The organism is Serratia sp. 2C06 (genome assembly GCF_050037615.1).
Classification (GTDB): Bacteria; Pseudomonadota; Gammaproteobacteria; order Enterobacterales; family Enterobacteriaceae; genus Serratia; species Serratia ureilytica.
In genome coordinates this window covers 134419-154698 of record NZ_CP188299.1, presented here as the reverse complement: position 1 = coordinate 154698, position 20280 = coordinate 134419, and the positions used below count along the sequence as shown (strand labels likewise).

Sequence of the window (20280 nt, the reverse complement as noted above, 5' to 3'; positions counted from 1 at the left end):
TTTGATTGATTGAACGGTCAATCAATACTCTATATGCTGCGAAAATGTCAAATAAATGACGATAAAATGTTAATTAAAAGTTGCATTTAAATCGTCTGTCTTTCGCATCATGGAAGCCTGCCAATGACAATAAAAACTCCTCCATCGCTTGACGAAGAACCTGTCAGATTGAATGTCCCGGTATTTTTCGGCTCAGCCGCGGTGATCTTGCTGCTGGGGGCGCTGATTGTGCTGTTTCCCGCCGCCAGCAAACAGTGGCTGAATGTCGCGCAAAGTTGGGTGGCCGACGTGTTCGGCTGGTATTACATGCTGTTGATGGTCGCCTGTATGGTGTTCGTGTTCTGGCTGGCGCTGTCGCGCTTTGGCCATATTCGCCTCAGCCAGGATGATGAGCCGCCGCAGTTTAGCTATCCCTCCTGGGTGGCGATGCTGTTCTCGTCGGGCATCGGCATTGCGCTGGTGTATTACGGCGCCTATGAGCCGTTGGATCACTTCCTGTCGCCACCGGAAGGCGACGGCGGCAGCGTACAGGCGGCGCGGCAGGCGATGGCGCTGACCTTTTTACACTGGGGGCTGCACGGTTGGGCGCTGTATGCGTTGATCGCCACCGCGCTTGCCTATTTCGCCTATTGTCGCGGTTTGCCGCTGGCGCTGCGTTCCGCGCTGTACCCGATCTTCGGCGAGCGCATCCACGGCGGCGTCGGCCATCTGGTGGACAGCTTCGGCATTCTGGTGACGGTTATCTCGATGGTGACCAACCTGGGGATCGGCGCGCTGTTGGTGAACTCGGGGCTGTTCTACCTGTTCGATATCCCGCAAAGCACCGGCGTGCTGCTGGCGCTGATCGTGGTGATGATGGTGGTGGCCACGCTGGCGGCGGTCACCGGCGTCGAGAAGGGCATTGCCATGCTGTCGAACATCAACGTCGGCTTCCTGTGCCTGCTGTTGCTGTTCGTGTTTCTGGCCGGCCCGACGCTGAACCTGCTCAACGGCATGTTGCAGAACATTGGGGATTATCTGACCTCGCTCGTCAGTCGCAGCTTCGATATGTATCTGTACGGCAAGGCGCGCCAGTGGCAGGGCGCCTGGACACTGTTCTATTGGGCCTGGTGGGTGGCGTGGGCGCCGTTTGTCGGGCTGTTTATCGCGCGTATTTCCAAAGGCCGTACCATCCGCGAACTGATCTTCGGCGTGTTGTTGATCCCGCTGGGGTTCACGCTGGCTTGGCTGTCGATCTTCGGCAATACCGCCATCAGTCTGGTGCTGGAGGGCGGGCAAGCGATTCTGGGGCAGGTGGCGCAAAGCGATCCGCCGATGGCGGTGTTCAAGCTGTTCGAATACCTGCCCTATACCCAGCTGACCGCCGGTTTTGTGGTGGTGATAAGCTTCGTGCTGTTCCTGACGCCGGTCGATTCCGGCACGCTGATGATAGCGAATCTGTCCTGCCAGGGGGGTTCCGCCCACGATGACGCGCCGGCCTGGCTCCGGGTGTTCTGGGCGGCGGTCACCACGCTGGTGTGCGCCGGGCTGCTGTACGCCGGCAGTTTCAGCGCGATGCAGACTGCCGTGGTGCTGTGCGGCTTGCCTTTCTCGGCGGTGATCGTGCTGTACATGCTCAGCCTGCGCAAGGATCTGCGCGGCTACGCCATGAAGCCGGCGCTCCCCTGAGGCGGCTTATTCGTCCGCGCGCGGCCGATGATGCACGTATTCGATAATCGTGCCATCCGGCAGGCGCGCATTGAAACAGGCGCCGGTGGGCACTTCCACCGGGCCAAAGAAGATATCGGCGCCGGCGGCCTGTAGCCGCTGGTGGTAGGGATAAATGTCATCGACCAGCAACGTGCCGACGGTGCTGCGAAAAGGACGCAGGTTTTCTTCCGAGCCTTCCAGGATCAGAAATGGCCCCACCGCCGCCAGCACCAGCCGATGCTCGGGGAAGTTGAAACGCATATCCGCTTCCACGCCGTGCAGCTGCTCGTAAAACGCGATGGCGCGGTCAATCTCGCCTTCGTTGACGTAGACCCGGATCAGCACGCGCGGCTCGCGCAGCGATGAAGAGTCGGCGGTTTTGCGCCAAAAGCCTGCTTCTGTCAGTTTTGCCGTCATTGCTCATTCCTCATGGTGGCTCGTTTCCTTGTCATCATGCCGCCGTTTGACGGCAGGGATTAGACCGAGTTGTTATGAACCAGCAGCGGCGGAAATAAAAAAGCCCCGGTAACGGGGCAAAGTCCAGCTCAGGTCGGAATAGCGGGCTAAAGCGGGCGTCAGGCGCGATGGAATTCCGGCAACACCAGTTGGCCGATCTCCTGCATCGTCTCTTCCAGCGGCCGCTGGTTGCGGCGAAAATGCAGGCCGATGTGATTGACCCCGGCGTCACGCATGGCGCTCAGTTCCTGAATCAATCCATTGCGGCCGCTCTTGATGCCGAAGCGATGGCGCTGAATCGGCGCGTCGGCGTTATCGGTGAGGTCGAGATGAATAAAGCTGACGTAGGGCTTGTCACCGGCTACGTTGCGCCAGAGTTTGACCCGCGAAACGTGGTCCGCAGGCGTGCCGGGATACGACAGCCAGCCATCCATATTTTTCCCCACCCACTCGGGCGTTTGTTGCGCCAGCCCGGCGACCAGCAGCGGCGGCGGCGGCGTGGCCGGCAGCAGGCGCAGTCCCGGTTGCAGCGCGCTGTCGGCTTCCCCTTTGAGAATGCCGACGCTGGCGCGGAAGCTTTCACCGCGCGCGGCGTAATCGGCGCCGAACAGCGGGTACTCCACGGGGCGATCGCCGCTGGCGACGCCGAGCAACAGACGATCGCCGCTCAGCGTTTGCAGCGTGGAAGCCGCTTTGCGCACCAGCCACGGCTGCCGCAGCGGCAGCACCACGGCCGCGGTACCGAGCAGAATATTGCGCGTCAGGCTGGACAGGTAGCCGAGGTAGGTAAAGGTCTCAAACACCTGCGCGGCGTCGCCGAAGTCCGGATCATACAGCGGCACGTCGCGAACCCAGGCGGCGCGAAAGCCGAGCTCATCGGCCAGCTTGATGCGCGCAGCGTGTTCGCTCATGTCCGGCACGCCGAACGGCCGCCCGTCCTGCTGGCGTTTCAGCTGCCCGCTGGTGGACCAATCGTTGTCCAGCGGCAACTCGATGCCGATGGAAAGCGGCTCCCGGGTTAATTTTTCGATGCTCATGTGTCACTCCGTCTCAGGCCTTGCGGCGCGGTGTCGAACGATGGCACGAAGTGTTGCATGGCGCTTAATTGAGATAAACAGCCCTAATCGCAATAGATAATTGCTGTTGCGAGCATAATTGCTTTGCAGGATACGGCATATTTGTCGTGATTTACGTCACGCTCTGCGCTTTTGTTATTGTCCAGATGGGGTTATATAACCCCGCCGTTGGCCTTTCCCTCGTAAGAGTTAGTTTTTTCTGCGGCCTTAAAATAAAACGAGATGATTCAATAGATAAAAATGGCTCTGAAGCGCGTGCGGGGATCATTCAATGCCGATGAAAAATTAATAAGCCTGAAGCGTCATCGATGGGATTATTCGCAAATAACGTGCAAACAGGCTTTTTTTAATCGCAAGAAAGTACCGGACATTATTTTATATTTATCAATAACAGAAGGATAAATAACCTGAAGGTGATAATGCGATATTGAAATAGTACCCGTTCAGAATTTCATTTGTCTCTCGAAGAGCGCCGGTTGACAGACCGCCGGCTTGCGATAATTTTATGTCATTAACATGTTAATGAGTTGTTGTCGTGACGGAGGGCCAATTTCTCTCTTGGCCGAGCGCTTAACACACTTATGCCATGGCGGGTCGCCATTCATAAGTTAACTTATGGACAAATGACGCTATGAATACATCGCCAGCGGCACGCAGAGCATTAAGTGAAGAGAACCGGTTGCTGATTATTTTGTTTTTCGTGTTCGGCTGCGTGTTCGTCGATCGTCTGACCATCTCGTTTCTGTTTCCGATGATTGCCGCCGACCTCAAGCTCAGCAACGTGCATCTCGGCACGCTGTCGGCGGTGTTGGCGCTAACCTGGGCACTGTCCGGCGCCGGGTTGGGGGCGATAGCCGATCGTTTTAATATCCGTAAACCGATGCTGATCCTGTCGATCCTGGTGTTTTCGCTGTTCTCCGCACTGTCGGGGCTGGTCAGCGGGTTTGCCATGCTCTTGATCTTCCGGGCGCTGATGGGGATTGCTGAGGGGCCGGTATTGCCGATCGCGCAATCGTTGATGGTGGAAAGATCGCAGCCGCAGCGCCGCGGTTTCAACATGGGATTGATCCAGGGCGCGGCGCCGGGGCTGTTGGGTGGCATCATCGCGCCGCCGCTGATCATCTATCTGGCGCAGAAGTGGGGATGGAGCATGGCGTTTCACCTGACCGCCGTGCCGGGCATCATTCTGGCGTGGCTGATCTATCGCTATGTGAACGGCAAAAAGGATCCCGCTTTCAGCGCCGCGCCGGCGGCGGGTAAGCCGGCGGGCAAGGCCGCTTACGGCGAGCTGTTCAAAATCAAGAACGTGGCGCTGTGCATTCTGATCTCCTGCGTGTTCGTCACCTGGTTCATGATCATCATTACCTTCACCCCTAACTTTTTGGTGACCGACCGTGGCTTCGGTGAAGGCACGATGGGCGGCATCATGAGCGCCATCGGCGCCGCCTGGGTCTTCTGGGGCGTGGCGGTACCGGCGATCTCCGATCGCCTTGGGCGCAAACCGACGCTGATTTTCTTTTCGCTGCTGGCGGTGTGCTGCCCGCTGTTCCTGAGCTACGTCGCCAATCCGTGGCTGCTGGGCGTGCTGGTGTTCCTGTCTTATACCGGCCTTGGCTGTTTCACGCTGTTTATGGCCACCATCCCGTCGGAAACGGTGTCGCCGGCGCGCATCGCCACCGCGTTGGGGCTGGTGATGGGGATCGGCGAGGTGATTGGCGGCTGCCTGGCGCCGTTTATCGCCGGGCTGATCGCCGATCGCTACGGCCTGGTTAGCGTAATGTGGCTGGCGGCCGCCGGTGCCGTGTGCGCCGGGGTACTGAGTTGTTTTCTCGATGAAACCGCCCCTGCCGTGGTGAACCGCCGAGCGGTGAAGCCGGCGGGCGTCGCCGACGTTTGAGACGAGTTTTATCCCATTCAATCAAGGAGAGCGAAGATGTCAGCAGAATCATCCGTACTGAATCAAAATGCCGAGCCGGACTGGAAGAATTACGACGATTTCGCGCGCGGCATCGATACCAACCGGTTGCCGGGCTCTCAGGACTGGCGCGGCAAAACGCTGCAGATCGCCTTTGAAGACGGCGGGGACATCACGCTGCGTTTCAGCGCCGACCGGCAACGGGTGCTGTGGGCCTGGGGAGGGGAGAGCGGTGAGGACGCTTACGAAGAGGTGCAAACCTCCGCCGCGCGCTATTTCTTCAATATTCCGCTGCAGTCGCCGGGCAACGAATGCCTGACGCTGGTGCTCAACCGCGACAGCGGCCGGGCGCTGCTGGTGCGCAGCACGCTGTTGCCCGAACAAACGGTGGAAAAGGGATCCCGCCTCAAGCAAAGCTTCCACGTTGGGCTGATTGCCGGCGTCACGCCGGGCGGCATCGCGCCGCATCTGACCCGCGAGCTGATCGGTTATCGCACGCTGAACGTTTACAGCCCCAACCATTACTACGAGCACTTCTACGTCAACACCGAGCGTTATGCCTGGCAAAACCTGCGCGGCGAGCAGTTCGGGCACGGCGACATGGATTACGCCACTTACTACAAGTTTGAGGACGAGATGTTCCTGTTCACCTTCCGGGAAAAGATTATCCCGGTGTGCTCGGTGTTCTTCTTCGACTTTATCTCCGGGCGCTGCACCGGCACCTTCCTCGGGTTGGACGCCGCCGGCCGGGTTCTGGTGTCACCGGCCGGGGCCTTCATCAGCAAGATGAGCTACAACGTCTACCCGGAGGGCGTGCAGCCGCTGTGAGTCAGGCGTTTCTGACCAGCGATCCGGCGTTGATCTCCGCAATGGTTTTCGCGCCGGTGAGCGTCATGGCGACGCGCATCTCTTTGTCGATCAGATCCAGCAAGTTAGCCACCCCGGCTTCGCCGGCCGCCGCCAGCGCATAGACGAAGGCGCGCCCCAGCAGCACGCTGTCGGCGCCCAGCGCGATCATGCGCACCACGTCCAGGCCGCTGCGGATGCCGGAATCGGCCAGTAAGGTAATGTCGCCTTTCACCGCGTCGGCGATCGCCGGCATGGCGCGCGCGGTCGACAGCACGCCGTCCAGCTGGCGGCCGCCGTGGTTGGAGACGATGATGCCGTCGGCGCCGAAGCGCACTGCGTCTTTGGCGTCTTCCGGATCCAGAATGCCTTTGATGATCATCGGGCCGTCCCAGAATTCGCGGATCCACTCCAGATCTTTCCAGGAAATCGACGGATCGAAGTTGGCGCCCAGCCAGCCGATGTAGTCTTCCAGGCTGGTCGGTTTGCCGCGGTAGGCCGAGACGTTGCCCAGATCGTGCGGCTTGCCGAACAGGCCGACATCCCAGGCCCACTGCGGATGGGTAAACGCCTGCAGCACGCGGCGCAGGGCGGCGTTGGGGCCGCTCATCCCCGAGTGGGCGTCGCGGTAACGGGCGCCGGGCACCGGCATGTCGACGGTGAACACCAGCGTTTTCACGCCGGCGGCTTTGGCGCGCTCCAGCGCGTTGCGCATAAAGCCGCGGTCTTTCAACACGTAGAGCTGGAACCACATCGGCCGATCGATCGCCGGGGCCACCTCTTCGATGGGGCAGACCGACACGGTGGACAGCGTGAACGGAATGCCTTTTTTGGCCGCGGCGCGCGCGGCCTGCACTTCGCCGCGGCGGGCGTACATGCCGGTCAGCCCCACCGGCCCCAGCGCCACCGGCATCGCCAGCTGCTCGCCGAACAGCGTGGTCTCCAGGCTGAGTTCGGACATATTGCGCAGCACGCGCTGGCGCAAGGCAATATCGGCCAGATCTGCGGTATTGCGCTTCAGCGTATGCTCCGCGTAGGCCCCGCCGTCGATGTAGTGAAACAGAAACGGCGGCAGTTTGGCCTGGGCGGCGGCCCGGTAGTCGGTTGACGCGGAGATGATCATAGTGTTTACCTTCTTGTCTTCTTGCAAATAACGGGTTGTCAGTCAGAGCGAGAGGATCGCCGCCATAGCGGCCGCGATCCCACCGTACGCCAGCATCGGCAGCGCGGTCTTTCTGATGATTTTGCCTTCGGCGTTGCCGATCCCCAGGATCGAACAGACCGCGATAATGTTGTTCAGGCATACCATGTTGCCCATGGCGCCGCCGACGGACTGCAAGGCCAGCGTCAGATTGACGTCGAGGCCGCTGCTCTGGGCGATCGATTGCTGAATGCCGCCGAACGTCAGGTTCGAAACGGTGTTGGAACCGGAGAAGAACGAGCCCAGCGCGCCGAGGAACGAAGAGAACAGCAGCCAGCTGTCGCCGGTCATCGCCGCCAACGCTTTCCCGATCAGGATCACCGGCGCGTTGTCGCCGCCCAGCATCATCAGATTGACCATGACCAGCGCGCCGAACAGGGCGATAAAGGGGCGCGTGATGCGCCCGCCGGTTTCGCTGAACATTTGCCGCACCTGGCCGCCATTCAGACGGAACAGCGGAATGCACAACACCACCACCAGCAGGAACGGGATCAGCGCCGGGACATACAGCGTTTTGTAGCCGGCCGCGGCGGAGGTGCCCAGCACCTGCCGCAGTTCGACGATCAGCGCTTGGCTGATGCGCAGCTCCCCGAGCCAGCCGAGGTTTTCCTGCCACAGCAGCGTGGTGGTGTTAAGCAGCGCCTTGAGGCCCAACTGGTGAATGCGCGTCACTATCAGGATAGCAATCAGCAGTAGGGTCGGCGTCATCGCCTTGACCACCTGCATGAACGGCACCGCCTGCGCGGCGCTCTGCGGTTTTTCCACGCTGGCGAGGCCAATGCCGCCGCGCGCCAGCAGCACCGACAGCGCCAGGCCGAGAGCGCCGCCGACCAGCGCCGGGAACTCATAGTTCACCTGCGCCAGCAGCAGATAGGGGACGGTGCAGCTCAGCACGCTGAGCAAGATAAACGGCAGGTTGCGGCGAATATCCTGCCAGGAAACGATAAAGCGCAGCGCAAGCAGAGGAATGACGAAGCCGGCGACAACGTGGATCAGCGCGGTTTGCCGGCCGATCTCCAGCAGGCTGGCGTCCGACAGGCCGAGGTTGGCGAAGCCGAACCAGGTGGGGGTGCCCACGGCGCCGAAGGAGACCGGTACCGAGTTCATCACCAGCGTCAGCAGGGCGACGCGCAGCGGGTTGAAGCCCAGCCCGACCAGAATCGGCGCGGCGATGGCGGCCGGGGTGCCGAAGCCGCTGGCGCCCTCGATCATAAAGGCGAACGCCCAGCCGATAATCATTAGTTGGGCCACCGGGTTGGGGCTAACGGTTTCCAACCAGCGGCGCACCACGTTTTCCGCACCGCTTATCTGCATCAGTTTGTTGAGCAGAATGGCGCCGGCAATGATGGTGATCGGCGTCAGCGTCGAGACCAGCGCGGTGATGATATTGGCATGCAGCAGCCGCAGTGAGGCATCGAACCACCAGAGCTGCAGGGCATATACCACGGCGGCCGTCAGCGGCAGGGCCAGATAAGAGGGCACACCATTCCTTTTGGTCATCATCCATATCAGCAGGACGATCGGCGCAATACTGAAAAGCAGGGGCATAAGATCCTCAGGGTTATTATTTTTATGGGCAGAGATATGTAACTGAAAGGTTAATTACCGCAACATTTTCATTCTAATCACAACGTTGGCGATGATGCCACGCGATAATTTTTTAACATCGGCGAATGGCGCCGGCGACGGGAAAAATGTCGGCTGTTGAGGCTGAATTAAATTGATTTAAAATCAATTGGATGGGTTTTTATGTTGTGTAATGAATGCGCTGGATCACATTAATTAGGCGTTAATGTTCACGAGTTCATGTCCAAAAATGCGGTAATCCACGCGGTACTTTACGACGCGTGGAAATAATCAGGAGTGGAAACTTAAAAGTAGTGACTGATATTTTGATAGGAACCGATGATATGTTCGATCAGCAGGCGAGTTTTTAACGGCAGATTGCGGGTATAAGGGTAGACGGCGTAAATGCCCAATACCTTGCCGCAGTGGCCGGCCAGGATCTCCGTCAGTTTGCCGTCCTGCAAATCTTCGTACACCATGCAGCGCGGCACCATGGCGATGCCGTGGCCGCCGATCACCGCTTTGCGGATCGCCCGCGCATTGTTGGCCGACAGGTTGCCGTCAACCTGCAGCTCGTAGATTTCGTTGCGCCCTGGCCGCTTCATCAGCCAGTTGGCGGTGCCGCTCTCTTGATAGGTATAGGTCAGGCAGTTGTGGCTAAGCAGATCGTCGGGATTGCGCGGCTCCGGGTGGTTCTCCAGATAGCCCGGCGAGCAGACGATCACCCAGCGGGAATCGAAGATCGGCCGCGCAATCAGGCTGGAGTCCGGCATGGTGCCGGTACGGATCGCCAGATCGATGCCTTCTTCCACCAGATCGACGAAGCGGTTTTCCAGCCGCATCTCGACCTTCAGGCTGGGGTGCTGGGCGCAAAACTCCGCCACGCTTTCACTCAGCAGCAGCTCACCCGAAATGGTCGGCACCGACATACGAATGGTGCCGGTCAGCTCTTCGCTCTTTTCGCTGACGGCGTACAGCGCTTCCTGCACTTTGGCGCCGATCTCCTTGGCCTGCTGGTAGAGCGCCTGGCCGCTTTCGGTCAGCGTCAGGCTGCGGGTGGTGCGGTACATCAGCCGGGCGCCGAGCGATTTTTCCAACCGCCCGATGCGTTTGCTGACCACCGAACTGGTAATGCCGGCGCTCTCCGCCGCCTTGCTGAACGAGCCGCAGTCGACAATCAGGGCAAACAGAATCAAGTCGTTGGCGTATTCGTGAGTCGCGAGCATGGGCATCCTAAGAGTGAGAGTCCTGTTGCCCAGTGTAAGTCCGGCGCGGCAGGAAGCAATCTTTTCAGCCTGTTTCCAGCACCGGTTAACTGGTCGGATCTGAAATTTTCTTGGTTAATTACCTCTTAAACTGAGAATTATCCTTCAAATAAATCGTGGCTATTCCGGGGGTGAAATTAACTTCCATGTTTTTATAAGCAATTAAATTAGAATAATCCTTATATCAAACGTTACTTATTCCACTAAGCCTGCGGTGTAGTGTAAATAATTGTATTGATCTGCTTGTGTGAGAGGGCTATTCTTTTTCCCGCAGCGCTCTCATTGTTATCAATTAAATGTTTTTCAATGTATTGAAGAATTACTCTGTCTTGCAGGCAGAGTGATGGGTAGTGTGTTTATATTTTAATATATATAAGGATATTGTAATGAAGAAAATCAACCTGTCTGAAGCGGAAAACATCGTCGGCGGTACTTTTGTGTGTACCAAGGAATTTGCCTGGGTGGGCGGTGGCAATAACCGCACTTGCCAACTGGTGACCACCTGTGCCGATAAGTTTGGCGGCGTGAAAAAAACCTATCATCCGGCGCCGGTGGCGAGCTGCCCTTCCACGCCGACAATCCCGAGCTGATGCGAGCTGAACGCTTGCAGTTAGGTTAGTGATGGACAGGCGGGGCGCTTGCGCGCACCGCCTGATAACGGAGATGAATTCCTTTTTTATCGCTGAACCGTCAATCTCCCTTTCTGATTTATAACGCTCATGCTCAAGTGAGCATTTATTTATGCGCAGGATGCGTCTGCTATGTATAAACGTCCTTTGCTGTTTTTTAGTTACACGCTCGTCATTATTTTCGCCTCTTCTTTTTTGACCGCGCTTTATTTCCAGTATTACGTTATGGCCTCGCCGGCGGCGGAAAGCCTGAGTTTTATCTCTCCGGAAAAAATAGAGCAAAGCCCATTGCAAGATGATAACGCCATTGTCGAAGTCTTCTCTTACGCCTGCCACTATTGTGAAGTTAACGAAAGCGGCGTGGCCGAGCTGGAAAAACGCTTACCGGCGGGAGCCAAATTGGTGCGCCTGCATTTCAGCGACGACGATCACGCCGGCATGGCGGCCTTTGCGCCCCTCTTCGCCACCCTGACGGTCATGGGGATCGAGGCGCAGCATCGTCCCGCCGCTTACCGCGCCATTATCAAAGAAAACCTCAATCTGGCGGATGAAAAGCAGCTCAGCGCCTGGTTGGTGGCCAACGGCATCGACGAGGCCGCCTATCAGCGGACCAGAGATTCAGAGCGGGTCAAGGAACTGTTGGCGTATATGACGGCGGTAAGCCGCTATTACCAGGTCAACGCGACCCCCAGCTTTATCGTCAATCGCAAATGGCTGGCGTTGCAAGACCGTGAGTTTTCCGCTTTCAGCCAGCAACTGCTGTCGCTGTTGCAGCACGATAAGCCGCTGGCCCCCTGATGCGCCTGCTCGCGGTTCGGGGCTTTCTGGCCTGGCGTAACGGCCTGGACGCCGTGGCGCGTCTCTCGGCTGTCCGCACCGGGGTGAGCCGGAGTCTGACGTGCGCTCTGCTGCGGCGCGTGGATTATCGCCTGTGGCTAAAGATGCAGAGGCGGTTGAGGTGGGGTCTGCAGCAACGCCGTTTTCGCCACCGGCAAGCGGTCGCTGAGGCGAATCGCCAAAGCCTGTTGGGCGACGGCAGGCTGGACTTCGCCTGGCTGATGCAGCGGCGACAATGGCTGGATTTGGCGGCGATCCAGGCCCGCAACGCCGCGTTGATGGAGCATTTGGCGCAGTGCACCTCACAGCTTAATCAGGTGGTGGAGCCGCTGCATCGCGCCGGGGTGCCGGTGTTGTTGGCGCCGATGCACACGGTTTCCGATGTGCTGGCGACTCTGGTCGGCGCGGGCGTTTATCCCGGGCGGGCAACGGTGATCGTTTCCGGCGACGCACAGACGTTAGCGCGGCGAGCGCCTGAGGGGGAATGGCGGCAGCGGCTCGACTATTGCTCGATTCACGACGATCCCCGGCATATTGCCGGCACCTTGTCGCAGGCGCTGCTGGAGGCGACGGAGCATCGGCGCAACATCATCCTCTTCCCGGACATCACGCCGGATTACACCTTGAACAGCACCCGGGACACCTCGGCCAAACTGGCTTGCCGTTTGTTCAACCGGCCAGCGCATTTGCATAGCGGCATCGTTCGATTATCCCGAGCGATGCGGGCTCGAGTGGTGTGCTATTCGCTTTATTACGATCGCGGCGTTCGCATTCACATAGAAGAACCGATTGCCACAGAGCTGGTCGGCCGCGCCGTGCCGGAGATCGTCGAGCGCACCCTGTGGCGACATGCGGATGATTGGTTGCTGTGGCATTCGCACTCTTTATTTTTTATCAACGAATAAGTCAGGGATATCACTACGCATGGAAAACACCCTCCCTACGCCGGTCTTGCAGAGCGAAATCAATGAGTGCGGGCTGGCCTGCATCGCCATGTTGGCGGAAACGCAGGGCGTTCGCGCGCCATTGACGGAACTGCGTGAGCGTTACCCCGCTTCGCAACACGGCACTTCGCTGGCGACGCTGTGCGCCATTTTAGGGGAGCTGGCGTTGCCGGCTTATCCGGTGGCGTTCGAGCACCGGGATCTGGCGGCGCTGCCTTTACCGGCGATTCTGCATTACGGCGCGGGCCACTATGTACTGCTGGCATATCGTCAGGGCGGTTACGTGTGCGTAATGAATCCGGCGTTGGGGCAACAGCTGCTGCCTTACGCCGCCCTGAAGGCGGAAATCAGCGGCTACGCATTGGTGCTCGATCGCGATGATTTACCGTCCACCACCCCCGCCGTGCGGAGCCACCGACGCGGTGCTTTCGCCAGTTTAAGCCTGAAGGATACCGCCGGCATCGCCGGCATTTATCGCCTGGCGGCGATGACGTTTCTTATCTCGCTGACGCTGTTCATCATGCCGATGATGGTCGCCAGCGCGATCAATCAGGTGTTCGCCATGGCCGGTGAGGTCGCGTTTCCTTACGCCTACTATCTGCTGGCGTTTGTGGCATCCACGGCGCTGGCCCTGATGGCGCGCATCATCACCGAGCGTTTTATCAAAAACTTCGTGTTGCTGCACGGCGCCGCCGGGTTTTCCCGCCTGCTGGAAAATTCGCTGAATTTCTTCAGCAAGCGCGCGCCCGGCGAGATTTTCAGTCGTTTCAACAGCTGGCAGATGGCCGCCGGCCAGAAAATCGAGCTGGATAACGGCCTGCGCACCGACTGGATCATCGGTGCTATCGCGCTGGCAGTAATGGGCTATTTGAGCCCGATGTTGGCGCTGGTGCCGATTGCCGGCGTACTGCTGATGGGGGCGATCAGCGTTTGGGCTATTTATCGCGATCGCCACTTCACCCAGCAGCTGCAGGTGAGAGGGGCGGCGCAGAATGATTTTATTCTGGAAACCATTCAGGGGTTTTCGACCATCAAGTCCGCCGGGCTCGCCGGCCAGCGGCAAGAGGGCTTTGCCGAGCATGCACGTTCGCTGTTCAACTGCCTGCAGCGGCAAAAAGTCTATGAGCAGGTCAAGGGCAGCATTTATCAACTGATTGGCAGCCTGGAAATGGTGGTGTTCATGCTGCTGGCGCTGCCGCTGCTAAAGGGGGGCGAACTCAGTCTGGGGGCATTCTTCGCCTACAGCTTTCTGCGCGAAATTTTTACCTCTTACACCAGCAAGATCTTTTTTGCCGTCCTGCAGAAAAACCAACTGCACGTGATCGATGAGCGTGCGCGGGATCTGTTTCCTGCCGTATCTCTGCGTACCGGGTCTGGCGACGAAAGCGTGAACCATTTTGATGTGCAGTTGGCGTATCGGGGAGTGAGCTTTGCGTACGACGCCGGCCAACCGGTTTTGCGCGACCTGTCGCTGACGCTGGAACGGGGCGAGTGTATCGCCATCTGCGGCGGTTCCGGCGCGGGCAAGAGCACCTTGCTGAAGGTGCTCGCCTGTCTGTTGACGCCGCAGCGGGGGGAACTGACGCTGGATGGCCGCGTGCTGGCTAACGCCGCCGCGCAGCGGCTGTTCTTCCTGCAAAGCCAGGAGGACATTCTGTTCAATGCCTCGGTGTTGCAAAACGTCACGCTGTTCGCCCCGTCGGCGCCAGGCCAGCAGAGACAAGTGGAACAGGCGCTATGCAGTTTGGGGCTGGCGGATGCGGTGGCGCAACTGCCCGGAGGCGTAAACGCTCTGGTGAGAGAGAGCCATGCCGGGCTGTCGCTGGGGCAACGGCAGCGTCTGTTGCTGGCGCGTGCCATGTACAGCCGTTGTCCGGTGTTGGTGCTGGATGAACCGACGGCGAATCTGGATGAAAAAACCGCTGCGGCGGTGATGTCGGCTTTGGTAGCGCATTGCCGCGAGAAGGGGAAAACCCTGGTGACCGTGACGCATAACCCGCGGCTGCTGCCGTTGTTTGATCGGGTGCTGCATTTGTCGCAGGGCCGGTTGTTGGCCGCCGTCGACACCAGGATGAATGACTGTGCTGAGGTGGAGTGACGTGCCCGGAAAGAAACGCTGGCGGCGTGTAGCACTGGTGGCGATCGTGTTGGGGGGGCTGGCCGGCGGGCTGTTAGGGTTGAATCGGGCGCCTGACGCATCACCGCCGCAGACGGCGCGCGTCGATCGCGGCGACATCGAAAAAAGCGTGTTGGCTACCGGCATTTTGAAACCGGCCCGGCAGGTGAACGTTGGCGCGCAGGTCAACGGCCAACTGAAAAAACTGTATGTCAAACCGGGGGACAGAGTGGCTCAGGGCCAGCTGTTGGCCGAGATAGATCCGACGTTGCAACTTAACGAACTGCGCAAGTCGCAGGCCGAATTACGCAGCGCGCAGGCGCAGAAATTGGCGAGTCAGGCGCAGCTCAAGCAGTACCAACTGGAGTTGACGCGGCAAAGGGCGTTGGCGCGAGATCGTGCCGGCGTGGCCAGCGATTTGGAAAAAGCGCAGGCGCAGCACGACGCGCAACTGGCGCAGTTGAAAGTGAACGAGTCGCAGATCGTTCAGGCCGAAGTCGCGCAGGAAACGGCGAGAGCCAACCTGGCTTTTACCCGTATTACCGCGCCTATCGACGGCGAAGTGCTGGGTATCGTCACTCAGGAAGGGCAAACCATCGTCTCATCGCAAAGCGCACCGACCATTTTGGTGATGGCAGACGTGGATACGATGATGGTGCATACCCGCATATCGGAAAATGACATCTTGCAGGTGAGGGCGGGGCAGCCGCTGTGGTTTTATGTCGCCGCCGATCCCCGCCGCCGATATGAGGGGGTCATGGGTGCGATACAGCAAGCGCCGGCAGAAGCGCTGGAAGCCGATCCGCTGGGCAGAAATTCAAGCCAGCAAACGGCGGCGGTGTATTACAACGGCGTATTTGCCGTCGCTAACGGCGAACGTCGATTACGCACCGCGATGACGGCGCAGGTATTCATCATTACCGAACGCGCCACGGGGGTGGTGCGGCTGCCGATGGCGGCATTGGGAGAGGCTCTGGATGGCGAGCGCTATCAGATCAGAGTGTTGGAAGGCCAGCGGGTTGTCGCGCGCAGCGTGCGCATCGGGAAGCGCGATCGCCGCTATGCGGAAGTGTTGGAAGGCGTGAGAGTGGGTGAGCAAGTGCTGCTGGAACACCAGCCAGATACGGAGGGTGAGCATGTCAGCTAGCACGGATCCCATTATCGTTTTGGAGAACGTTTCGCGCGAGTTTCAAGCCGGAGAGCAGAAAATCACGGTCCTCAAACGCGTTTCCCTGAGCATTCAGCGGGGAGAAATGGTCGCTATCGTCGGCGCCTCCGGCTCCGGAAAATCGACGTTGATGAATATTATCGGTTGTCTGGACAAGCCTTCTCAGGGGGATGTGTACATCAACGGGGTGGCGATTGAGCAAGCCGACGGCAATCGCCTGGCGCGGCTCCGCAGTCGGCATATCGGCTTTATTTTCCAGCGCTATCATCTGATGCCCTATCTGACGGCCGGTGAGAACGTGGCGATCCCTGCATTGTATACCGCCATGCCGGCCGCCGAGCGCCGCCTGCGGGCCGCGCATTTGTTGGCTCGCCTCGGGTTGGCACAGCGCGGTGGCCATCGTCCGGCGCAGCTTTCCGGTGGGCAGCAACAGCGGGTCAGTATAGCCCGAGCTCTTATGAACGGCGCGGAAATCATTTTGGCCGATGAACCTACCGGCGCATTGGATAGCGCCAGCGGTCAGGCGCTGATGGCCATTTTGCATGAGCTGAACGCTGTCGGACACACCGTGGTCATCGTGACGCACGATCGGCGGATCGCCGAGCAGGCGCAGCGGATCATTGAGATCGGCGACGGCGAGATCGTGGCGGATCGTCGCCACGATGCCGCCCGACAGCGTTTTGCGTTCGAGAGGCCGCTGGCGTTGGCTGCGCCGCTGAAACACATGAGCCCTTGGGCGGCGCTGCGAGAGGCGCTCGGCATGGCTTGGCGGGCATTATTAGGGCATCGGGTCCGGGCATTATTATCGATGCTCGGCATCATCATCGGCATTGCGGCGGTCGTTTCCGCTATCGCCATCGGTGAAGGCACACGCCAAAGCATCCTCAGGGAAATCAGCCAGCTCGGCTCCAGCACGTTGGACATTCGTCCCGGATTGGGATGGGAAAAAACGCGTCCCGATTTTGCGCGTTCGCTGAGTGCGCGGGATGCAGCGCTGCTGGCGGCCTTGCCTTATGTCGACAGCGTTTCGCCGGTCATCAGCACTCAACTGTCGGCCGTGCGCGAAGGCAAGCAGGTGCCGCTCGCCGTGATGGGCGTCGGCGAAGGGTATTTCCGCACGCAGGGCATTCGGCTGCTTTCCGGTGGCCTGTTTACTGCGCAGGATCTGAGTGACCGCGCACCGGTGGCGGTGATCGATCCCTTGCTGCAACAGGCTCTGTTTTCTTCCCGGCAAGATCCGGTGGGCGCGGTTTTGCTGATCGCGGGTGTGCCTTATCGGGTGATCGGCGTCGCGCAGCGCCGCGGCGCCCAATACGCCGGTTCTCAACCGCTTGCCTGGCTGCCCCATACCTCCCTGACTGGCCGCATCGCCGGCGATATGCCGCTGGAATCGATTGTGATGCGAGTGAATGAAAAATTGACGTTGGAAGCGGCAAGGCGGGATGTGACCCGGCGTTTGACCGTAGAACATGGCCGGCGGGATTTTTTCACGCTGACCGACGATCAGCTGACGCAATCCATTCAGCGTGCCTCCGACTCCATGCGATTGCTGATTACCGCGATTGCCGCCATCTCGCTGCTGGTCGGTGGGGTGGGGGTGATGAACATCATGTTGGTTTCGGTGACGGAACGAACCCATGAGATCGGCATTCGATTGGCGGTGGGGGCCGCTGAGAAAGACATTATGCGGCAATTTTTGATTGAGGCGGTGGTGATCTGCAGCCTGGGGGGCGTGTTGGGGATCGCCTGCGCCGCGCTGGTTAAAGGGATTCTGAGCGGCTTGGCGCCGCAGGTGACGATGATCTTTACCTGGCCGCCATTGCTGCTGGCCTGCGGGTTCTCGGCGTTGATCGGCGTCGGGTTCGGCTTCTTTCCAGCCCGTGCCGCCGCGCGCCTGCAGCCGGTGGAGGCGTTGGCGCGAGAATGAACCGACTTTTGATTTATGGACTGGTCATGCTGTCTTTGAGCGCTTGCGGAGGGCGGCCGATCGACGCCACGGCGCCACCGTCGTTGCCGCAGCAGTGGCGCGTGGTCGATGAACGTTCCGGTTCATTGCGGGCAGGCGTCGCCTGGTGGGAAAACTTCAATGATCCGCAGCTTTCCTCGCTGATCGATGGCGTGCTCATCGCGAATCAGGATCTGGCGCTGGCTGGATTGCAGTGGCGTGAGGCGATGTTGGAGGCCGGGTTGGTAGCCGACAATGCGACCCCCGACCTGGCCGCCAGCCTGAGTGGCCGCAATACCAAGGCATTGCGCGGCGCGGCGCGGCCGCAAGAAAGTTACCGCGCAGGGCTGTCACTGAGTTATGAACTGGATTTATGGGGCAAGCTGGCGCGCATTCGCGAGCAGGCTCAGTGGCTGGCCGTCGCTTCGGAGTTGGATCGGCGCAATACCGCGTTGACTTTGATCGGCGCTACCGCTCGCGGGTATTGGCAGATCGCCGATTTGAATCAGCAAGTCACCCATCAGCAACAGGCGGTGGCGTTCGCGCGTGAGACTGTACGGCTGGTGGCGGCACGTCACACCGCCGGCGACGTCGGCCGATTCGAGTTGTTGCAGGCGGAGCAAAACCTATTGGCGCGTGAGAATCAACGGGATGAACTGGTACGGCAGCGGGAAGACGCTCGCAACTCGCTGGCGCTGTTGTTCGGCCGTTCACCCTTGCTGCGATACAGCGAAAGGCGAGCGCTACCGATCAACGAGGTGCCCATTGCGCCACGTCTGCCGGCGGCGGTGATGGCGCGACGGCCGGATGTGCAGGCGGCGGAGCGGCGCCTGCGGGCGGCGCTGGCCGGTGCGGAGGCCGCTACATTGCGTTTTTATCCGGCGCTGAGTCTGGATGCCGCACTGGATGCCGGCAGCGGGCTTTTCCGCCAATGGTTCAGTGAACCTTCGCGCTCGCTGGGCGCGACGTTGACGCTGCCGTTCATCGAGTGGCGCAAGATGCGCTTGTCCAGCGACAAAGCGACGTTGCAGGTGCAGCGCGCGGAGATTCAATTTCGCGATGCGGTTTACCGCGCGCTGGCAGAGGTAGACAGCGCCATGCGGGAACGTCTGGAAGCGCAGCGGCAAATCGGCAATCAGCAGCGGCATCTGGCGATGGGGCGACAAGCCGTGGCATTGGCCCGCCATCAATATCAGGCCGGTTCCGTCGCGCTGCAAACGTTGCTGGACGCGCAAGAGGCGGTGTTAGCCAGCGAGAATTCACTGTCGGCACTGCAATATCGCTACCTGAACGCCACGATGCAGCTCTGGCTGGCGCTGGGCGGCAACGAGGCTTTCGCATCCGGGCAAGGGGAGTAAGCATGGACAAAGAACGGAATACAAGACGCGTGGTGGTCACCGGTTACGGCGCCGTCACCGCGCTGGGTGGCAACGCGCCGCAAAACTGGCAGGCGATCATGGCCAACCGTTTGGCCTATCGCTATCACGATAAATCGGCGGCGGGGATCCACGCGCGCTTTTTTGCTTTGCTGGAGGCCGAACCGGCGTTGGAAGGCGTTGCCGCGCGGGTAAGCCGCCGTCTGCCCAGATTCGCCAGGCTGGCGCTGGCCGCCGCCACGGAAGCGATCGACATGGCGTTTTCATCTGGCCACGTGAGGCCCGGGCATTTTTATTCGTCGTTGGACTGCGGGGTGATTATCGGCAGCGGCTGGGGCGGCCAGGATGAGATCATGCAAAACAATGCGGACTATCTGCAATCCGGCATGGGGCAGCTGTTTGGCTGTTTTCACGCAATGCCCAATATTGCGACCGCCATATGCGGCCAACATTGGCAGTTACGGGGTTATCAAAGTTCGCCGGCGGCGGCCTGTGCGACCGGCGGCATCGCGATTGGCGATGCGTTTGAGGTGATCCGCAGCGGCCGCGCTTCAATGATGTTGGCCGGCGCGTCGGAATCACTGAGCGGCAATGGCGCGATATGGAACATCGACGCGTTGCGTTTGCTGAGTCGGGAGCAAAAGGATATCACCAAGGCCAGTTGCCCGTTCAGCCGGGAGCGCAGTGGCTTCGTGTTGGCGGAAGGGGCCGCCGTGTTGTGTCTTGAGGAGCGAGAGGCGGCTTTAGCGCGCGGCGCGACAATACTGGGGGAGGTCAAGGGATACGGCAACTTTTCAGACGCTTTTGACCTCACCGCACCGGCGGAGGATCCGCAGGCCAAGGTGAAAACCATTCGATGGGCTCTGGAACAGGCGGGGCTAGGCAATCATGAAATCGACTATATCAATGCGCATGGCACGTCGACGGCGCAAAGCGATGTGAACGAAACCGTTGCGATCAAGGCGGCGCTGGGGCGCGATGCTTATCGCACGCCGATTTCCAGCACGAAATCCTATACCGGGCACTTGCTCGCCGCATCCGGCAGCTTTGAGGCGATCGTCTGCCTACAGGCATTGCAGCAGCAAATGATGCCGGCAACCTGCCATTTGCACGAGAGCGATCCCGAATGCGATCTTGATTATATTCGCGAGGGGCATCGTCGCGGTCGTTTGCGCAATGTCATGAGTCTCAACTTCGGTTTCGGCGGTGCTAATGCGGCGCTGGTATTTGGTTATCACAATGAATAACGGT

Annotated in this window: 16 protein-coding genes; 11 read left to right on the top strand and 5 right to left on the bottom strand. The window is 59.7% G+C overall.

All coding sequences use genetic code 11. The features are described 5' to 3' along the window. Positions 1-123: 123 nt before the first annotated feature. Entirely contained in the window at positions 124-1668 is a 1545-nt protein-coding gene (locus tag ACP3TA_RS01170) for a BCCT family transporter (protein WP_042785300.1), read from the top strand. 6 nt (positions 1669-1674) lie between these two features. Here ACP3TA_RS01170 and ACP3TA_RS01165 read toward each other — a convergent pair whose 3' ends face one another. Both ACP3TA_RS01165 and ACP3TA_RS01160 read right to left on the bottom strand, forming a co-directional pair. Further along, positions 1675-2106 carry a VOC family protein gene (locus ACP3TA_RS01165; protein ID WP_426784483.1) on the bottom strand — a complete coding sequence of 144 codons (432 nt, stop codon included), beginning with the start codon at positions 2104-2106 and terminating at the stop codon, positions 1675-1677. 158 nt (positions 2107-2264) lie between these two features. Continuing rightward, positions 2265-3182 (bottom strand): TIGR03571 family LLM class oxidoreductase, encoded by a 918-nt coding sequence (locus ACP3TA_RS01160; RefSeq protein WP_046687746.1) that lies wholly within the window; start codon positions 3180-3182, stop codon positions 2265-2267. A 670-nt stretch (positions 3183-3852) separates the two neighbouring features. On the opposite strand from ACP3TA_RS01160, the gene ACP3TA_RS01155 reads away from it, so the two are divergent. Both ACP3TA_RS01155 and ACP3TA_RS01150 read left to right on the top strand, forming a co-directional pair. After that, positions 3853-5118: an MFS transporter gene (locus tag ACP3TA_RS01155; protein ID WP_046687745.1), complete on the top strand. Its 1266-nt coding sequence runs from the start codon at positions 3853-3855 to the stop codon at positions 5116-5118. 36 nt (positions 5119-5154) lie between these two features. Further along, on the top strand, positions 5155-5964 hold the full coding sequence (locus ACP3TA_RS01150; RefSeq protein ID WP_122004651.1) for a MoaF C-terminal domain-containing protein: 810 nt from the start codon (positions 5155-5157) through the stop codon (positions 5962-5964). Between the two features lies 1 nt (position 5965). Here ACP3TA_RS01150 and lldD read toward each other — a convergent pair whose 3' ends face one another. The 3 genes from lldD to ACP3TA_RS01135 form a co-directional block, all read right to left on the bottom strand. Continuing rightward, complete coding sequence (gene lldD / locus ACP3TA_RS01145; protein WP_033632193.1) at positions 5966-7105, bottom strand: FMN-dependent L-lactate dehydrogenase LldD; 1140 nt, start codon at positions 7103-7105, stop codon at positions 5966-5968. Between the two features lie 42 nt (positions 7106-7147). Further along, positions 7148-8731: an L-lactate permease gene (locus ACP3TA_RS01140; RefSeq protein WP_426784482.1), complete on the bottom strand. Its 1584-nt coding sequence runs from the start codon at positions 8729-8731 to the stop codon at positions 7148-7150. Positions 8732-9054: 323 nt separating this feature from the next. Next, positions 9055-9975, bottom strand: a complete 921-nt coding sequence (locus tag ACP3TA_RS01135; RefSeq protein ID WP_033652155.1) for a LysR family transcriptional regulator — start codon at positions 9973-9975, stop codon at positions 9055-9057. A 425-nt stretch (positions 9976-10400) separates the two neighbouring features. Here ACP3TA_RS01135 and ACP3TA_RS01130 point away from each other — a divergent pair, with 425 nt between their 5' ends. The 8 genes from ACP3TA_RS01130 to ACP3TA_RS01095 all read left to right on the top strand — a co-directional run bounded on the left by ACP3TA_RS01130 (position 10401) and on the right by ACP3TA_RS01095 (position 20276). Continuing rightward, positions 10401-10604: a DUF4762 family protein gene (locus tag ACP3TA_RS01130; protein WP_042785296.1), complete on the top strand. Its 204-nt coding sequence runs from the start codon at positions 10401-10403 to the stop codon at positions 10602-10604. Between the two features lie 171 nt (positions 10605-10775). After that, the gene (locus ACP3TA_RS01125; RefSeq protein WP_129993607.1) at positions 10776-11441 is read left to right on the top strand and encodes a DsbA family protein; all 666 of its coding nucleotides are present in this window, start codon (positions 10776-10778) and stop codon (positions 11439-11441) included. Beyond that, positions 11441-12385, top strand: coding sequence for an ABC transporter (locus ACP3TA_RS01120; RefSeq protein WP_101453766.1), 945 nt, complete (start codon positions 11441-11443; stop codon positions 12383-12385). The genes ACP3TA_RS01125 and ACP3TA_RS01120 overlap by 1 nt, the downstream gene beginning before the upstream one ends. Positions 12386-12404: 19 nt before the next feature. Then, positions 12405-14522 carry a peptidase domain-containing ABC transporter gene (locus tag ACP3TA_RS01115; protein ID WP_426784481.1) on the top strand — a complete coding sequence of 706 codons (2118 nt, stop codon included), beginning with the start codon at positions 12405-12407 and terminating at the stop codon, positions 14520-14522. 70 nt (positions 14523-14592) lie between these two features. After that, positions 14593-15687, top strand: coding sequence for an efflux RND transporter periplasmic adaptor subunit (locus tag ACP3TA_RS01110; RefSeq protein ID WP_226773025.1), 1095 nt, complete (start codon positions 14593-14595; stop codon positions 15685-15687). Next, positions 15677-17635 carry an ABC transporter permease gene (locus ACP3TA_RS01105; protein WP_206196288.1) on the top strand — a complete coding sequence of 653 codons (1959 nt, stop codon included), beginning with the start codon at positions 15677-15679 and terminating at the stop codon, positions 17633-17635. Before ACP3TA_RS01110 ends, ACP3TA_RS01105 begins: the two co-directional genes overlap by 11 nt. Before the next feature lie 26 nt (positions 17636-17661). Beyond that, positions 17662-19011 carry an efflux transporter outer membrane subunit gene (locus ACP3TA_RS01100; RefSeq protein WP_206196287.1) on the top strand — a complete coding sequence of 450 codons (1350 nt, stop codon included), beginning with the start codon at positions 17662-17664 and terminating at the stop codon, positions 19009-19011. 2 nt (positions 19012-19013) lie between these two features. Next, on the top strand, positions 19014-20276 hold the full coding sequence (locus ACP3TA_RS01095; RefSeq protein WP_206196286.1) for a beta-ketoacyl-[acyl-carrier-protein] synthase family protein: 1263 nt from the start codon (positions 19014-19016) through the stop codon (positions 20274-20276). The last annotated feature ends 4 nt before the right edge of the window (positions 20277-20280 follow it).

Excerpts from the sequence above, each read along its gene's own strand:
- ACP3TA_RS01165 (WP_426784483.1), bottom strand. The coding sequence starts at position 2,106 with ATGACGGCAAAACTGACAGAAGCAGGCTTTTGGCGCAAAACCGCCGAC.
- ACP3TA_RS01135 (WP_033652155.1), bottom strand. The coding sequence starts at position 9,975 with ATGCTCGCGACTCACGAATACGCCAACGACTTGATTCTGTTTGCCCTG.
- ACP3TA_RS01140 (WP_426784482.1), bottom strand. The coding sequence starts at position 8,731 with ATGCCCCTGCTTTTCAGTATTGCGCCGATCGTCCTGCTGATATGGATG.
- ACP3TA_RS01130 (WP_042785296.1), top strand. The coding sequence starts at position 10,401 with ATGAAGAAAATCAACCTGTCTGAAGCGGAAAACATCGTCGGCGGTACT.
- ACP3TA_RS01105 (WP_206196288.1), top strand. The coding sequence starts at position 15,677 with ATGTCAGCTAGCACGGATCCCATTATCGTTTTGGAGAACGTTTCGCGC.
- ACP3TA_RS01120 (WP_101453766.1), top strand. The coding sequence starts at position 11,441 with ATGCGCCTGCTCGCGGTTCGGGGCTTTCTGGCCTGGCGTAACGGCCTG.
- ACP3TA_RS01150 (WP_122004651.1), top strand. The coding sequence starts at position 5,155 with ATGTCAGCAGAATCATCCGTACTGAATCAAAATGCCGAGCCGGACTGG.
- ACP3TA_RS01170 (WP_042785300.1), top strand. The coding sequence starts at position 124 with ATGACAATAAAAACTCCTCCATCGCTTGACGAAGAACCTGTCAGATTG.
- ACP3TA_RS01155 (WP_046687745.1), top strand. The coding sequence starts at position 3,853 with ATGAATACATCGCCAGCGGCACGCAGAGCATTAAGTGAAGAGAACCGG.
- ACP3TA_RS01160 (WP_046687746.1), bottom strand. The coding sequence starts at position 3,182 with ATGAGCATCGAAAAATTAACCCGGGAGCCGCTTTCCATCGGCATCGAG.
- ACP3TA_RS01115 (WP_426784481.1), top strand. The coding sequence starts at position 12,405 with ATGGAAAACACCCTCCCTACGCCGGTCTTGCAGAGCGAAATCAATGAG.
- ACP3TA_RS01095 (WP_206196286.1), top strand. The coding sequence starts at position 19,014 with ATGGACAAAGAACGGAATACAAGACGCGTGGTGGTCACCGGTTACGGC.
- lldD (WP_033632193.1), bottom strand. The coding sequence starts at position 7,105 with ATGATCATCTCCGCGTCAACCGACTACCGGGCCGCCGCCCAGGCCAAA.
- ACP3TA_RS01100 (WP_206196287.1), top strand. The coding sequence starts at position 17,662 with ATGCTGTCTTTGAGCGCTTGCGGAGGGCGGCCGATCGACGCCACGGCG.
- ACP3TA_RS01125 (WP_129993607.1), top strand. The coding sequence starts at position 10,776 with ATGTATAAACGTCCTTTGCTGTTTTTTAGTTACACGCTCGTCATTATT.